This window comes from Leifsonia sp. LS1, from assembly GCF_020521355.1.
Classification (GTDB): domain Bacteria; phylum Actinomycetota; class Actinomycetes; order Actinomycetales; family Microbacteriaceae; genus Leifsonia.
In genome coordinates this window covers 33,379-48,481 of record NZ_BPER01000003.1, presented here as the reverse complement: position 1 = coordinate 48,481, position 15,103 = coordinate 33,379, and the positions used below count along the sequence as shown (strand labels likewise).

The 15,103-nt window shown below is 71.6% G+C and carries 17 protein-coding genes; 13 read left to right on the top strand and 4 right to left on the bottom strand.

The annotated features are described in order from the left end of the window. Positions 1-33: 33 nt before the first annotated feature. The 3 genes from LLS1_RS06470 (at position 34) to LLS1_RS06460 (ending at position 1,676) form a co-directional block, all read left to right on the top strand. Positions 34-642, top strand: coding sequence for an RNA polymerase sigma factor (locus tag LLS1_RS06470; protein ID WP_226654093.1), 609 nt, complete (start codon positions 34-36; stop codon positions 640-642). Next, positions 635-1,141, top strand: coding sequence for a hypothetical protein (locus tag LLS1_RS06465; RefSeq protein WP_226654092.1), 507 nt, complete (start codon positions 635-637; stop codon positions 1,139-1,141). The genes LLS1_RS06470 and LLS1_RS06465 overlap by 8 nt, the downstream gene beginning before the upstream one ends. A gap of 112 nt (positions 1,142-1,253) precedes the next feature. Beyond that, entirely contained in the window at positions 1,254-1,676 is a 423-nt protein-coding gene (locus tag LLS1_RS06460; protein ID WP_223358135.1) for an Hsp20/alpha crystallin family protein, read from the top strand. Positions 1,677-1,797: 121 nt separating this feature from the next. Here the strand turns inward: LLS1_RS06460 and LLS1_RS06455 are convergent, their stop codons facing one another. Both LLS1_RS06455 and recQ read right to left on the bottom strand, forming a co-directional pair. After that, a complete protein-coding gene (locus tag LLS1_RS06455) occupies positions 1,798-2,241 on the bottom strand; it encodes a DapH/DapD/GlmU-related protein (protein ID WP_226654091.1) in 444 nt (147 codons plus the stop codon). Positions 2,242-2,410: 169 nt separating this feature from the next. Then, positions 2,411-4,393, bottom strand: a complete 1,983-nt coding sequence (gene recQ, locus LLS1_RS06450; protein WP_226654090.1) for a DNA helicase RecQ — start codon at positions 4,391-4,393, stop codon at positions 2,411-2,413. Positions 4,394-4,487: 94 nt separating this feature from the next. Between recQ and LLS1_RS06445 the strand changes: the two genes are divergently transcribed. From LLS1_RS06445 to LLS1_RS06415, 7 genes are all read left to right on the top strand, one after another. Continuing rightward, entirely contained in the window at positions 4,488-5,072 is a 585-nt protein-coding gene (locus tag LLS1_RS06445; RefSeq protein WP_226654089.1) for a dihydrofolate reductase family protein, read from the top strand. Next, on the top strand, positions 5,072-5,950 hold the full coding sequence (locus tag LLS1_RS06440; RefSeq protein ID WP_226654088.1) for an EamA family transporter: 879 nt from the start codon (positions 5,072-5,074) through the stop codon (positions 5,948-5,950). Before LLS1_RS06445 ends, LLS1_RS06440 begins: the two co-directional genes overlap by 1 nt. 92 nt (positions 5,951-6,042) lie before the next feature. Then, positions 6,043-6,291: a hypothetical protein gene (locus LLS1_RS06435; protein WP_226654087.1), complete on the top strand. Its 249-nt coding sequence runs from the start codon at positions 6,043-6,045 to the stop codon at positions 6,289-6,291. A gap of 136 nt (positions 6,292-6,427) precedes the next feature. Further along, complete coding sequence (locus LLS1_RS06430; protein WP_226654086.1) at positions 6,428-7,999, top strand: amino acid permease; 1,572 nt, start codon at positions 6,428-6,430, stop codon at positions 7,997-7,999. Positions 8,000-8,046: 47 nt separating this feature from the next. Beyond that, positions 8,047-8,640 carry an ECF transporter S component gene (locus tag LLS1_RS06425; protein ID WP_223358142.1) on the top strand — a complete coding sequence of 198 codons (594 nt, stop codon included), beginning with the start codon at positions 8,047-8,049 and terminating at the stop codon, positions 8,638-8,640. 5 nt (positions 8,641-8,645) lie between these two features. Next, positions 8,646-10,388 (top strand): ABC transporter ATP-binding protein, encoded by a 1,743-nt coding sequence (locus LLS1_RS06420; RefSeq protein WP_226654085.1) that lies wholly within the window; start codon positions 8,646-8,648, stop codon positions 10,386-10,388. Then, positions 10,385-11,188 (top strand): energy-coupling factor transporter transmembrane protein EcfT, encoded by an 804-nt coding sequence (locus LLS1_RS06415; protein WP_226654084.1) that lies wholly within the window; start codon positions 10,385-10,387, stop codon positions 11,186-11,188. The genes LLS1_RS06420 and LLS1_RS06415 overlap by 4 nt, the downstream gene beginning before the upstream one ends. A 7-nt stretch (positions 11,189-11,195) precedes the next feature. Here LLS1_RS06415 and LLS1_RS06410 read toward each other — a convergent pair whose 3' ends face one another. Further along, a complete protein-coding gene (locus LLS1_RS06410) occupies positions 11,196-11,516 on the bottom strand; it encodes a hypothetical protein (RefSeq protein WP_223358145.1) in 321 nt (106 codons plus the stop codon). Positions 11,517-11,650: 134 nt separating this feature from the next. On the opposite strand from LLS1_RS06410, the gene LLS1_RS06405 reads away from it, so the two are divergent. Continuing rightward, a complete protein-coding gene (locus LLS1_RS06405; RefSeq protein ID WP_226654083.1) occupies positions 11,651-11,911 on the top strand; it encodes a hypothetical protein in 261 nt (86 codons plus the stop codon). 19 nt (positions 11,912-11,930) lie between these two features. Here the strand turns inward: LLS1_RS06405 and LLS1_RS06400 are convergent, their stop codons facing one another. Beyond that, a complete protein-coding gene (locus LLS1_RS06400) occupies positions 11,931-12,716 on the bottom strand; it encodes an EAL domain-containing protein (protein WP_223358147.1) in 786 nt (261 codons plus the stop codon). A 175-nt stretch (positions 12,717-12,891) separates the two neighbouring features. Here LLS1_RS06400 and LLS1_RS06395 point away from each other — a divergent pair, with 175 nt between their 5' ends. Further along, positions 12,892-13,713 (top strand): alpha/beta fold hydrolase, encoded by an 822-nt coding sequence (locus LLS1_RS06395; RefSeq protein WP_226654082.1) that lies wholly within the window; start codon positions 12,892-12,894, stop codon positions 13,711-13,713. Beyond that, a complete protein-coding gene (locus LLS1_RS06390) occupies positions 13,710-15,092 on the top strand; it encodes a sensor domain-containing diguanylate cyclase (RefSeq protein ID WP_226654081.1) in 1,383 nt (460 codons plus the stop codon). Before LLS1_RS06395 ends, LLS1_RS06390 begins: the two co-directional genes overlap by 4 nt. Positions 15,093-15,103: the final 11 nt, after the last annotated feature.

Genomic DNA, 15,103 nt, shown 5'->3' with positions numbered 1-15,103 from the left:
AGAGGATCGGCCCAGGAGGCACATTCCCTAGTCATGAGCGATCTCGCCAACGAGACCGACGCCACGGGCGCGGCAGCGTCCGACGTGTCGGACGTCGCTCTGCTGGCGGAGCTCGCGGCAGGGAGCAAGGCCGCGTTCTCGCGCCTCTACGACCGCCACAGCCGCATCGTCTACGCGTACGCCGCCGCCCGCCTCACCACCCGCGACGACGTGGAGGAGATCAGTCAGGACGTCTTCGTCACGCTGTGGCGCAAGCGGTCCGCTCTGTCGATCGCCGGCGAGTCCGCGCTGCCATGGCTGCTGGTGACCTGCCGCAACCTCATCCTTAACCGGCGACGGGCGAACCAGTCGGCCGCCCGCCGCCGCACCGACGCGCCCGTCGACGACACGCTTGCGGACACCGCTCCCGGGCCGGACGCGATGACCGAGCGCGCGCAGCTGCTCGCGCTGGTCGAGGCCGCCGCCGCGCGACTGCCGGAGCCGGATCGGACGATCTTCGAGCTCTGCATCCGGGGGTATGCGAGCTACGAGGAGGCCGCGGTGGCCGCCGGGATCAGCGCCGGTGCGGTGCGCAATCGACTCAGCCGGCTGCGCACGCGCCTCCGGTCCGAACTCCAGACACTCAGGGGGACCGATGACTGACCGCAGTCTGCTCCCGGACGACACGCGATTCGAGGAGCTGAGGGACCGCCTCCTCGACACGATCGCGACGGACGATCGCCGCCGCACACGCCGCCATCGGCTCGCCGCGATCGGTATCGCCGGCGTGCTCGTCGCCGGCACGACCGCCGGCGGTATCGCCATCGCCCGGGCGAGCCAGGGCGAGATCAACGACACCGTCGAGTGCTACGGCACCGCCGACCTGAACGGGCCGTCCTTCACCTCGGCGTGGCAGCCCGGCGACCTCGAGGCGACCACCCCCACCCCGCTGGAGCAGCGCATCGCGCTCGCGGAGGACCAGTGCGCGGCGGGGTGGCGTATCGGGTCTTTCCGCCCGCAGGGCAGTTCGAGCGACGCGGACGAGCCCGTCCCCGCCTTGAAGGCCTGCCAGCTGCCCGACGGTCGCCTGGCCGTCTTCCCCTCGGAGCGGGCGGTGGCGGACCTGTGCGCACGCTTGGGCCTCTCGCTCCCGACGCCGTGAGCCGGGATCCCGCGAGGAAACCGTTGGCACTCTCATAGGGAGAGTGCTAATCTGGTGGCGGGTCACGGGGACCCTCGTGACCCTTCGTTCGCATCGCGAAAGGAGATTGATCATGTCTGTCCCATTTGATGTCGTGAGCCAGTTCGACCGCATCGCGTCGAGCATCTTCGACACCGGCCGCTCGCCTCGCCTGATGCCGGTCGACCTCTTCCGTGAGGGCGATCAGTACGTCCTGAGCGCCGACCTCCCGGGCATCGACCCCTCGTCGGTCGACCTCGACGTCGACGGCCAGCTCCTCACCATCCGGGCCGAACGCCTCGCCCCCGCCCGCGAGAACGTCAAGTGGCTCGCGCACGAGCGGCCGTTCGGTGCCTACATGCGGCAGTTCACCCTGGGCGACGGCGTCGACGTCGAGAGGATCACCGCCAACTACGAGCACGGCGTGCTCTCGGTCATCATCCCGATGGCCGAACGCGCGAAGCCCCGCAAGATCAGGGTCGGTACGGCCGACGAGCGCAAAGAAGTGGCGGCGTGACCGACGTCCGTCCGCGCTGAAGACGGCACGACTCACCCGCTGACAGCGAAGGAGCCGTTCTCCGCACCGAAAGGTGGGGAGAACGGCTCCTTCGCTCGTCTGCGGCGACGCGGGGCGGCGGTCAGGCCGCGCGGCGCGCCTGGCGCGGCACCGCGCGGAGCGCATCCCGCGCGTGGACGCCTTCCCGTCCGGGGATGACCGTTCCCGGCTCCAGCTGGGCATCGCGCTCGATACGCGCACCGTTGCCGATCATGGCGTTCGCGCCGATCTTGGCGTTGCTGCCGATCTTCGCGTTGCTGCCGACCACACTGCCCGCGCCGATGTGGACATTCGCGCCCACGAACGTGCGGTCGCCGACGGTGGCTCCACGGTCGACCCAGCTGCCCGCGCCGACATAGGCGTCGAGCCCGATCCGGGCCTCTGCCTCGACATAGGCGGTCGGCTCGATGTAGGCCGACTCCGCCGCGCGCGCCGTCGGAGCGACCAGCCCCCGGCCGTTGGCGTGCCGCCGATACTTGATCACTGCGCCGGTCTCGTCCTCGAGCTCCTCGATCATCCGTGCCATCGTCTCCTCCTTCGAGATCGTCGCCTGTGCGGACAGTGTCCTGCCCGAACATCGGTACAACACTGGGAGGCGTCCGAAGATTCCCTGATCGCCCCAGCGAATCGCCACCGTACGCCCGACCGCGCGACGAGACCAGGGGATCAGGTGGGAGTCGACCGGGAGTCGGGTGCTACCCCTCGGCAGCCACCACGTCGAGCAGCGCCTGCCCGTACGCTTCCCGCTTCTTCGCCCCGATCCCGCTGATGCCGTCGAGGTCACCGAGGCTGGCGGGGCGGGCGGAGGCGACAGCGCGCAGGGTGGCGTCGCCGAAGACGATGTAGGCGGGGACGCCCTGCGACTTGGCCTCGCCGGCGCGCCACGCGCGGAGCGCCTCGAAGAGCGGCAGATCGGCGGCGGAGACGTCGGCGGGTGCGGCGCTGCGGGAGGAGCGGCTCGCCCGCTCGGGGCGTTCGGGCTCCCGGCGCAGGATGACGGGACGCTCCCCGGCCAGCACGGCCGCACTGTCGGGGGTGAGGACGAGCACGCCGTACTCGCCCTCCGGCTTGAGGAGCTCCTGGGCGATGAGCTGCCGCACGACGCCGCGCCACTGGCTCTCGCTGAGGTCGGCGCCGATGCCCCAGGTGGAGAGGGCGTCGTGGCCGTACTGCTCGACGCGCGGCGTGCGCTTGCCGCGCACGATGTCGACGAGGTGGCCGGCGCCGAAGCGCTGGTTGCGCTCGCGGGCGAGCCGCACGACGGTGGAGAGGAGCTTCTGCGCGGGCACGGTGCCGTCCCAGCTCTCGGGTGGTGTGAGGCAGGTGTCGCAGTTGCCGCACGGCTCGGAGCGCTGCCCGAAGTAGCCGAGCAGGTTCACCCGACGGCACTGCACCGTCTCGCACAGGGCGAGCATGGCGTCCAGGTGCTGCGTGAGCCGGCGGCGGTGCGCGACGTCGCCCGGGGAGTCGTCGATCATCCGGCGCTGCTGCACGACGTCTTGCAGGCCATAGGCGAGCCAGGCCGTCGAGGGGAGGCCGTCGCGGCCCGCGCGCCCCGTCTCCTGGTAGTAGCCCTCGACCGACTTCGGGAGGTCGATGTGGGCGACGAAGCGCACGTCCGGCTTGTCGATGCCCATGCCGAAGGCGATGGTCGCGACCACGATCACGCCCTCCTCGCGGAGGAAGCGCGACTGGGTCCGCGCGCGCAGCCCCGCGTCGAGACCGGCGTGATACGGGAGGGCGGTGAGCCCGCGTGCCGAGAGGAACTCGGCCGTGCGCTCCACGGAGTTGCGCGAGAGGGCGTAGACGATGCCCGCCTCGCCCGGGTGCTCCACGGTGATGAAGTCGAGCAGCTGCTTGCGCACCTCCACCTTGGGCACAATGCGGTACTGGATGTTGGGGCGGTCGAAGTCGGCGACGAAGTGCTGCGCCTGCTCGAGCCGGAGCCGCGACGTGATCTCGCGATGCGTGGCCTCGGTGGCGGTGGCGGTGAGCGCGATGCGCGGCACGCCGGGCCAGCGGTCGGCCAGCTCGGAGAGCGCGAGGTAGTCGGGCCGGAAGTCGTGGCCCCACTGCGAGACGCAGTGCGCCTCGTCGATGGCGAACAGTGCGATGCGGCCGCGCTCGAGGAAGCGCTTGGTGGCCTCCGACGACAGCCGCTCGGGCGCGACGTAGAGGATGTCGAGCTCCCCCGACAGGTAGGCGCGCTCGACGGCCGCGCGCTGCTGGCCGTCCTGCGTGGAGTTGAGGAACGCCGCACGCACGCCCACCGCAGTGAGCGCGTCGACCTGATCCTGCATGAGCGCGATCAGCGGGGACACGACGACACCGGTGCCCTCCCGCACCAGAGACGGGATCTGGTAGCAGAGGCTCTTGCCTCCGCCCGTGGGCATCAGGACGACCGCGTCGCCGCCTCCGACCACCTGGTCGATGATCTGCGCCTGCTGGCCGCGGAAGCTGTCGTAGCCGAAGACCGTCTTCAACGCCTCCACGGCGGTTGCGAACCGCGGCGCGGCGACGGCCGTCGGGACCGGGGCGGCAGGCGCGGCGTACGCACCGGCCGGGGCGTCGCCGGACGCCGCCCCCGCGTACGGGTCGTCTCCGAAGTCGGGCAGCGGCGGCTCCTCCTCCAGCGGCGGTGCGTCGCGGTCGTCCGGCACCCAGGCGTTCCAGCTCATCCCTCGATCGTAACGACGACGCCTGACCGTCGACCCGGCGCACGGAATCGGTGGATTCTCGCCGCTGTCCACAGCCCTCCGGTACGATCGCCGCATGCGCCGGCTCGTCGTCACGGAGTTCCTGTCGCTCGACGGCGTCGTCGAGGCGCCGGGCGGCGAGCGCACGCACCCGCACTCCGGCTGGACCTTCCCGTTCGCGACGGAGGATCTGCAGGCGACGAAGCTCCAGGAGGTGCGCGACGCCGGTTCCCTGCTGCTGGGCCGCCGCACCTACGAGCAGTTCGTCGAGGCGTGGCCGCCGCGGGAGGGCGAGTTCGCCGACCGGATGAACAGCCTGCGCAAGGCCGTCGTGACCTCCCGCCCCGGGGCTCTCGCGTGGAACGCGGAGCGGCTCGACAGCGCGGCGTCCGGCAGCGTCCGCTCGGCGATCGCCGCGCTGAAGGAGGCCGACGGCGATGACGACGGTGCGATCCTGGTCGCCGGCAGCCCGACCCTCGTGCGCGCCCTGATCGTCTGGGGCCTCGTGGACGAGCTGCGCCTCCTCGTCTACCCCGTCCTGCTCGGCGGCGGGCAGCGCATCTTCCCGGACGACCGCACCACGTGGACGTTCGAACTGGCCGGGCTCGACCGGTTCGACAGCGGCGCCGTCCTCCACGTCTACCGCTTGGCCGGGAGCTGATGCCGGCCGTCGCGCTCGGCCTCCTCAGCGCACTCGTCTACGGTTCGGCCGATTTCGTCGGCGGTGTCGCAGCACGGCGTATCGGGGCGCTCCGGGCGACCGCTGTCGGCGCTCTGAGCGGACTGGCGCTCCTGCTCCTCTCCCTCCCCCTGGTCGGCGGCGCCTGGACCTCCGCAGCGGTGGGATGGGGCGCTCTGTCGGGCATCGTCGGCTCGGTCGCCGTCTTCCTGCTGTACGCGTGCCTCGCGATCGGCCCGATGAGCATCCTGTCGCCGCTGACCGCGGTGGTGTCGGCGATCGTCCCGCTCACCTGGGGCCTGATCGGCGGCGACCGCTTCGCCTTGATCGGCTACGTGGCGCTCGGCGTCGCCCTGATCGCCGTCGTGCTCGTCGGTTTCGTGCCCGAGCGCGGCGCGGTCCGCCCGAGCGGGAAGGCCCTGCTCATGGCGGTCGGGGCCGGTGTCTTCATCGGCGCCTTCCTCATCCTGCTCGACCAGACGCCCGCCGACTCGGGGGTGGTGCCGCTGATCGCGAACCGCGCGGTGAACGGCGCGATCATGTGGGCGGTCGTCGGCGTCGCGGTCGTGCGGGCGCGCGCGGCGGAGGGCGGGCCCTCCGGCGGCGCGACGGCGGACCGGTTCACGCGTCGCGGCACCGGGCTCGCGGCCGGCAGCGGGGTCCTGGACGCGTCGGCGAACGTCCTCATCCTGGTCGGGCTGCGCGCAGGCGACCTGTCGACGATGTCGGTGCTGGTGGCGCTCTACCCGGCCGGCACCATCCTGCTCGCCGCGATCGTGCTGCGCGAACGGATCGCGCCGGTGCAGTGGATCGGGCTGGCGCTCGCGGTCGGCGCGGCGGGGATGCTCGCGGCGGCGTAGCGCGTCCCGGCGTTCGGCGCGAATCGCGGCTGAGGCTCCGGCATTCCCGCGATGTGTGCCGAATGTGCGGGGCCAAGTTCATGACGATGGACATGTTCACGAGCCGCGAGCACCGGTTCTCGCTCGGGACCGACGTCGGCTCAGGGACGCCCTACGCCTCCCTCCCCGTGAGCAACGGCGTCGTCGACTACGAGGAGTACTACCGGCTGAGCCCGGAGCAGTATGCCCGATTCCTCGCCGATCCCGGCACCGCGCTGGCCTTCGTGGAGGAATGCCGCCGGCATGAGCACGACGACCTCCTTCTGCAGCAGCCGGGCTGGAACCGCGGCACCCCGGTCTGAACGCTCGCACATTTGGACCAAAGCGCGGCTTACGCGACGCCAAAGCCGCGATTTGGTCCAAATCGCGGGAGAACTGACCAGCGCGGTCGAGCCCCGTCGGAGGGTACTGTCGGTAGCCGAGCAGGGAGGGGAGCCGATGAGCGCACCACACGATCCGGCGGACGGGCTGGAGAACCGCCGGGAGCACCTGGGAGATGTCAGCCAGGCGGTCCAGGACTTCGCCAGCGAGCAGGAGGGGTACCACAAGGGGCTGTCGGCGCGGCAGCTGCAGATGATCGCCATCGGCGGCGCGATCGGCACCGGGCTCTTCCTGGGCGCGGGAGGCCGGCTCGAGCAGGGCGGACCGCTGCTGGTCTTCGTCTACGCGATCTGCGGGTTCTTCGCCTTCCTGGTGCTCCGGGCGCTCGGCGAGCTCGTGCTGCACCGGCCGTCGTCGGGGTCGTTCGTGTCGTACGCCCGCGAGTTCTACGGCGAGAAGATGGCCTACGTCGCCGGGTGGATGTACTTCCTCAACTGGGCGATGACCGCGATCGTCGACTCCACGGCGATCGCGCTGTACGTGAAGTACTGGAGCGTCTTCACGGTCGTCCCGCAGTGGCTCCTGGCCTTGATCGCCCTCGTCGTGGTGGTGAGCCTCAACCTGATCTCGGTGAAGGTGTTCGGCGAGATGGAGTTCTGGTTCGCGCTGATCAAGGTGGGCGCGCTGGTGGCGTTCCTCCTTGTCGGCATCGTCGTGCTGGCGGCGGGCTGGCCGACCGACCTCGGGCCGACCGGTTTCGCGATGCTGGCCGAGAACGGCTGGTTCCTGCCGCACGGCGCGGCGACCATCGGGATGGCGATCGTGCTCGTGCAGGGCGTGGTGTTCGCGTACGCGGGCGTGGAGCTCGTGGGCATCGCGGCAGGCGAGACCGAGAACCCGGAGAAGATCATGCCGCGCGCGATCAACAGCGTGGTCTTCCGCATCGCCGTCTTCTACTGCGGCTCCGTCCTGCTGCTGGCGCTGCTGCTCCCGTCGAGCGCGTACAGCGGGAGCGAGAGCCCCTTCGTCACGTTCTTCAGCCACCTCGGCGGTCCGCAGCTGAGCGCGGTCGTCGGGTCGATCATGAACTTCGTCGTGCTGACGGCGGCGCTGTCGAGCCTCAACGCGGGCATGTACTCGACGGGGCGCATCCTGCACTCGATGGCGCAGTCCGGGGCGGCGCCAGTGTTCACCTCGCGCATGAACGCGCGCGGCGTGCCCTACGGCGGCATCCTGCTGACGGCCGCGATCGGCGTGCTCGGCGTCTTCCTCAACCTGGTCGTGCCGAAGCAGGCGTTCGACATCGTGCTCAATGTCGCCGCCCTCGGGATCATCACCAGCTGGGCCATGATCGTCCTCTGCCAGATGCAGCTGCGCCGCTGGGCGCTCCAGGGCAAGCTGCAGCGGCCCGCGTTCCGGTTGTTCGGCGCGCCCTTCACCGCGTATCTGACGCTCGCCTTCCTGGTCGCGGTGCTCGTGCTGATGGCGTTCGACTACCCGACGGGGACGTTCACAGTCGCCTCGCTGGTGGTCATCGTCCCGCTGCTGATCGTCGGGTGGTACGCGCAGCGGTCGCGCATCCTCGCGATCGCGCAGGAGCGGGAGGGGTACACCGGCGCGCATCCGGTCGTCGCCTCGCGCAGACACCCGCGCCCACGTCGCGACCGGCACGACGGACCGCGGGGATGACGCCCGTGTTGTAAGGCTAGGCTTGCCTCTCTTAGGCTGAGGGAGACATGAAGAACACCAGCACGCGACTCCTCCTCACCTGCGCCGCGATCGGCGTGGCGGGTGGGATCGTCTTCTCGATCTCGGCCTATGTCTCGGGCACGCTCGCTGCGGCGGCACCGATGTTCTACGGCGCGGTGATCGGCGTGTACTTCCTCCCCGGGGTGATCGCCCAGGCGCTCCTGCGTCGCGGCGGCGTCGCGCTCATCACCTCCGTGATCGCCGGCCTGGTGTCGGTGCCGTTCCAGCCGATCGGCTTCGCCGCGGTCATGGCGGCCGGATCCATCGGGCTGCTGCAGGAGGTGCCGTTCGCGATCACGCTCTACCGCTATTGGCGGGCGTGGCTGTTCTACACGGCGGTCACCATCGCCGGGCTGATCTTCGGCGTCGGCGTGTTCGTCGCGCAGGGCGCCGACCTGGCCCAGCCGTGGGTGCAGGTCGTGCACATCGGGCTCTTCGTCGTCAGCCCCATCCTCTTCACCTGGCTGGGTCGGCTCGTGGCCGCCGGGCTCGACCGCACCGGCGCCGGCCGCGGCCTGCAGCTGCCGATCGTGCGGCCGCGCCGCCGCGACTCCGACCCGCTGCCGATGACGGCCGCCTGACCGCCGTGGCGGAGGGGCCGGCGCCCCTGCGGGCGCACGGGGTGCGCATCCGGCACGAGGGCGCTGAGGTATGGACGCCCGACGGGGTCGACCTCCGGATCGCTTCTGGCGAGGTTCTCCTGGTGCTCGGCCCGAGCGGCTGCGGCAAGTCCACGCTCGCCCTCGCCCTCAACGGACTCGTCCCGCACGCGGTGCCCGCCACCCTCGAGGGCACCGTCGTCGTGAGCGGCGTCGCAACCGCCGACGCACGCGTGGCCGAGCTCAGCGAGCACGTCGGGATGGTGTTCCAGGACCCGGACGCGCAGCTCGTCACCGGCACGGTGCTCGACGAGGTCTGCTTCGGCCCGGAGAACCGGCTCGTCCCCGCGGCGGAGGTGCTGGAACGCGCCGAGCGCGCGCTCCGGGCGGTCGGCCTGTGGGACCGCCGCGCGGACGACCCGGACACCCTCTCCGGCGGCGGCAAGCAGCGCCTCGCGATCGCCTGCGCGCTGGCGCTCGACGCTCCGCTCCTCGTGCTCGACGAGCCGACCGCCAACCTCGATCCCGTCGGCGCCGACGAGGTGTACCGGCTCCTGGGCGAACTGACGCGCGAGGGCTCCGGCCGCGCCGTCGTGCTCGTGGAGCACAACCTCGACGCCGCGATGGGGATCGTCGACACCGTCCTGGTGCTCGACGCGGCCGGCCGGATGGTCGCGCACGGCCCGGCGGCGGAGGTGCTCCGCGACCGGGCGGAGGAGCTGGCAGGCCTCGGCGTGTGGCTCCCCACCGCCACCCTCGCGGCCCTGCGTCTGCGCGCGGCGGGATTCGTGCTCGACCCGCTGCCGCTCACCCCGGAGGAGCTCTCCGAGGGGGTGGGGAGTGTCGCCGGCGGGCTCTCCGGCGATCCGGTCGGCCGGCCCGCCGTGACAGCTGTGACTGAGGCGACGGGGGCGACCGGCGACTCCGATCCCGCCATCGCCGTCTCCCGTCTCACCCTCCGACGCGGACGCCGGGAGGTGCTGCACGATGTCTCCCTGCGGATCGACCGCGGCGACTTCGTGGCCGTCGTCGGGCCCAACGGCGCGGGCAAGAGCACGCTGGTTCAGGCGATCGCGGGCGTTCTGCGGCCGCCGCGCGGGGCGGTCGCGCTCGGCGCACTCGACCCCTCCCGTGCTTCCGTCTCCGAGCTGTCGGCGGCGGTCGGATTCGTCTTCCAGAACCCCGAGCACCAGTTCGTCGCCCACAGCGTGGTCGACGAACTCGCCTTCGGCCTCTGGCAGCGTCGTCTCCCCGAGCAGGAGGTCGACGACCGCGTCGATCGGATGCTGACGACACTCGGCCTCGGGCCGCACCGCGAGGCCCACCCCTTCCTGCTGTCCGGAGGCCAGAAACGACGCCTCTCGGTCGGGACCGCACTCATCGCGGGCGCGCCGCTGCTGGTCCTCGACGAGCCCACCTTCGGCCAGGACCGCGCCCGTGCGGCGGAGCTGCTGGAGCTCCTGGCCGCTCTGAACGCCGAAGGGACGACGGTGGTCGTCGTCACCCACGATCTCGGTCTCGCCGCCGAGTACGCCTCGCACGTCGCGATCGTGGACGACGGCCGCATCGCCGCGTTCGGGGCGACGGCGCGCATCCTGAGCGATGCCGACCTGCTGGAGCGCGCCGGACTCCGGCAGCCGCCCCTGGTCCGCGCCCTGGCGGACGAGCGCGTGCCCGCGGGGCTGCGCGGAGCGACGCGGCTGCGCGACCTCCCCGGGGGGACGGCATGACCTTCCTCTCGGCAGACCCCTTCGGCACCGGCGCGCCTCCCGCCGCCCGCTTCCTCCACCACCTCAACCCGCTCTCGAAGGTGGCGGCGGTCGTACCCGCCTGGATCGCGCTGCTGTTCACGCGGGACGTCCTCACACCCCTCGTGCTGCTCGCGCTCGGCATCCTGCTTCTGCTGGCAGGTGCGCGCCTGCGCCCGTCGCTGGTGGTGGCGCTGCTCGCCGGCGTCCCGCTCGTCGTGCTGGTGATGGCGGTCAGCTTCGGGTTCTGGACGGACCCGTCCCGCGTGGCCGACCGGACCGTGCTGTTCTCCATCGGGGCGTTCGACTACACCGCCGGCGCGCTGGCCGTCGGGGTCGCGACCTCGTTGCGGCTCACCGCGCTCGTCGTGCTGGCGCTGATCGGTGGTCTCACGACGACCGGACCCGATCTCGCGCGGGCCCTGGTGGCGCACCTGCGCATCCCGTACCGCATCGGATACACGGCGGTCGCGGCCTACCGGTTCGTGCCCCGCTTCGGCGCCGAGCTCACGCTGATCCGGCAGGCGCAGCGCGTCCGGGGCGTGGCCCCGGGCCGGGGACCGATCGCCGCCTTCCGCCGCGCGTTCGCTGCGGTCGTGCCGCTGCTCGCGTCGGGCATCCGGCATGCCGACCGGATGGCGCTGGCCATGGAGTCGCGCGCGTTCGGCGCCCACCCCACGCGCACCGAGCGCACGCCGTCACGCTGGCGGGCACGCGATACGGTGTTCACGCTGCTGGCGTGGGCGGTCACCGCGGCGGTGTTCGTGCTCACGCCGCGCTGAGCGCGGGTCAGGATCCGGCGGCGGTCTCGCCGGTGGCCGACTTCTCGTCCGTGATGACCAGGCCGGACGCGCGCCCGGCGGCCACGATCATCGACTCGATCCAGTCGCGGTTGATGCTGATGGCGCGCGAGCCGCTGTAGTAGATGTGGATCGGGACGCCGTTGTCGACCCAGATCGCGTGGCGTCCGCTCCCGCGCTCCACGGGGAGGGGCCAGGAGAGGAAGAAGTTCTCTCCGCGGCGGAGCTTCGTGCTGATCACGATCTGCAGGTGCGTGAGCACCCGGTCGTCGATCTCGAAGCTCTCGCCGTTGTACGACAGGGTTCCCACGATCAACCTTTCGCGAGCGCCGGGACGGGTGGGGCGCTCTCCACGAGGATACCCGCGGTCCGGTATCGCTTTCGCGTGCGCGCGGTACAGTCGGAGGTGCTCGTCCCCCACCGACACCGGAGGTCCCCCCGAATATGATCGTCAACCGCCTCACCGTCGACGGCAAGGACTACTTCCTGCCCGAGCCCGTCTCCGAGCTGCGCACGAAGATCCTGGAGGCGGTCAAGGCGGGCGGCGGCTACGTCAACATCCCACCGCTGCGCGGCGGCCCCGGTGTGGACATCCTCTTCTCGCCCGGAATGCCGGTGACGTGGACGCAGATCGACGTCGGCGGCGAGGGCGATGCCGACGAGACCCCCGTCGTTCCCACCGACGCGGACCTCGACAGCCTCTGACGGACCGGGTGCCTCCGGGTCACGCCCGCGCGGCGTCGCGCAGCCACTCGCCGAAATGCTGCTCCGGGGCAGGTCGGGCGATGTAGTAGCCCTGGGCTCGGTCGCAGCCGGCGACCCGGAGCCGGTCGAGTTGCGTGCGCGTCTCGACACCCTCGCCGACGGTGCGCATCCCGCGCTCCCGCGCGAAATCGACGACGGTCGCGATCGAATGGTCGCCCTTGACGGGAGCGACCAGCCGGCGGTCCAGTTTCAGTTCCGAGGCGCGCAGGTCGATGACGCGGCGCGGTGACGAATGCCCCGCGCCGAAGTCGTCGATCGAGACGACCACGCCGATCTCACGCAGTCGGTCCAGCCGCCCCGCGACCCGTGCCGGATCCGCGATGATCGTCTCCTCCGTCACCTCGAGGGTGAGGAGATGGGGATCGATCCCGGAGTCCGCGAGCTCCGCGCGGACGCTCTCGTAGAAGTCCTCCGTGGCGAGCTGCGACGGCGCCACGTTCACGGCGACATCGAGAGGCTGCCCGCTGCGCTGCCACTCCGCCGCGGCCCGGCAGCCGGCATGGAGCATCTGGCGACCCAGCTCGTGGATCGCGTTGGTCTGCTCGGCGATGGGGATGAACACCGCGGGGGGCACGAAACCGAACTCGGGATGCTCCCAGCGCCCGAGCAGTTCGGCCGCCACGACCCGTCCCGTCGACACCTCGACCTGCGGCTGGAAGTAGGGGATGATCTGTTCCCGGCGCACGGCTTCGGGCAGATCGGCGGTGAGCCGCTCGATCCGTCCGTCATCCGTCACGTTGGTCATCACATCCCAGGCTGGCGGATTCGAATTCCCCCGTCAACGGGGGTTGCGGATTCGGCGATCGGGTGTAAGGGCCGTTCGCAACGGCGTACTCCGCCTCGACATGCGGCTCCGGCACCGGATAATGGGAGGACCGACGGGCCCGCCCCGGGTGCCGGGCCCCCGATCGAGGAGCCGAATGACGACCGTCACCACCGACGAATCCGCCCGGATCCTGAGCCGCAGCAGCGTACGCGTGCAGGGCGCCGCGACCGGACGTCCACTGGTCTTCGCCCACGGATTCGGCTGCAGCCAGGAGATGTGGCGGCTGGTCGCGCCCGCGTTCGAGGCCGAGCATCCCGTCGTCCTCTTCGATCTCGTCGGCTCAGGGTCGTCGGACCTCGCCGCCTACGATGCGGGCACGTACGACTCCCTGCACGGCTACGCCGACGACGTCATCGAGATCGCCGAGACACTCGATCTGCACGACGCGGTGCTGGTGGGCCATTCGGTCAGCGCGATGATCGGTGTGCTGGCGGCCTCCCGCCGGCCCGACCTGTTCGGCGCGCTCGCGCTCGTCTCCCCCTCCCCCCGCTATGTCGACGACGTCGATTACCGCGGCGGGTTCAGCCAGGCAGACATCGACGCTCTGCTCGACGCGCTCGACCGCAACTACCTCGGCTGGTCGGCGGCCATCGCCCCGCAGATCATGGGCAACCCCGGCACCCCCGCCCTCGGCGACGAACTGACGGAGAGCTTCTGCCGCACGGATCCCGAGATCGCGCGCCGGTTCGCCCAGGTCACCTTCCTGTCGGACAACCGCCGCGACCTGGCGAAGGCGGGCGTGCCGACGCTCGTGCTGCAGTGCTCCGAGGACATCATCGCTCCGGTCGAGGTCGGGCGGTACGTGCACGAGAGCATCCCGGGCAGCGTCTTCGTGCAGCTGGAGGCCACCGGCCACTGCCCCCACCTGTCCTCCCCGCGAGAGGTCATCGACGCCGTGCGGGGGTTCCTGGCGTGACGGCGGGCGAGGACACCGCCGATCCCGAGCTCTGGGAGGCGGCCCCCTGCGGCCTGCTCACGGCCGACGTCGACGGGCGCATCACCCGCGTCAACACGACCCTCGCCTCCTGGATCGGCCGACCGGCCGCCGAACTCGTCGGAACGCCGTTCGTGGAGCTCCTCGACCCCGGCAGCCGGATCTTCTATGAGACCCGCCAGCTGCCGACACTGCGGCTCGACGGTGCCGTGCACGAGGTCGCGCTGACCGTGATCGCCTCGGACGGCGCCCGCATCCCGGGCCTGATGAATGCCACCGCGGTCGCCGGGCCGGACGGCTCGGCGGAGCGCATCGACATCGCTCTGTTCGACGTCACCCGCCGCGAGGACTGGGAGCGTCAGCTGCTCTCCGCGCGGCGCTCGGCCGAGGAGTCGGAGGCGCGCGCACGCGTGCTGCAGGAGGCCTCGGCCGCCTTCGTCACCAGCGACACGGAGGCGGCGCTGGCCGAGTCCCTCGCCGAGAGCGCGCGCACCGCCTTCGCTGCGACAGGCGCCGCCGTCCACATGGCGACGGGTGCGGGTTTCGTACTCACCGGCGGCGCGGAACCCGCCGACCTCCGCACCCTCCTGGACGAGCGGTCCCGCGCGGACCGCATCCTCGTCCTCCGCGTCGACGAGGTGCAGGACCGGTCTCTCGCCGAGGCGCTGGAGGAGGCGCGGGTCGCCGAGCTCACGGTCACCCCCCTGGTCGACGGCGACTCCGTGATCGGCGCCGTCACCTGCTTCTACGGCCGCGCCCGCGGCGTCGACGCCCTGGAGACCGGCCTGCACGAGGCTCTCGCCCGCCAGGCCGCCCAGGTGCTCCGCCGCATCCGCTTGCAGGCACAGCTCGAGGCGTACGCCCTGCACGATCCGCTCACCGGGCTCGTCAACCGCGCCTCGCTGCGCTCGTCCCTCGCCGACGCGCTCGCGAGGGCCGCCGAGGAGCACGCCCCCGTCGCTCTGATCTTCGTCGACCTCGACGGCTTCAAGGCGATCAACGACGACTTCGACCACACCGAGGGCGACGCCGTGCTGCGCGAGGTGGCCTCCCGGCTGGGCCGCAGCATCCGTCAGGGCGACAGCGTCGGCCGGTTCGGCGGCGACGAGTTCCTCATCGTGTGCGAGGGCATCGACGAACCGGTCGCCGAGGCGATCGCCGAGCGCATCCGCGAGGCGATCCGGCGCCCCCTCACCGGCATCGCCGACGAACGCTCCATCAGCGCCAGCATCGGCGTCGCCGTCCACCGCCCCGCAGGCCGGGAGCCGCTGTCCACCTCCGACATCGTCCGCTCTGCCGACGAAGCGATGTACGCGGCGAAGCAGGCCGGCAAGGACCGGGTCAACGTGATCACGGTCTGAGCGGGCACACG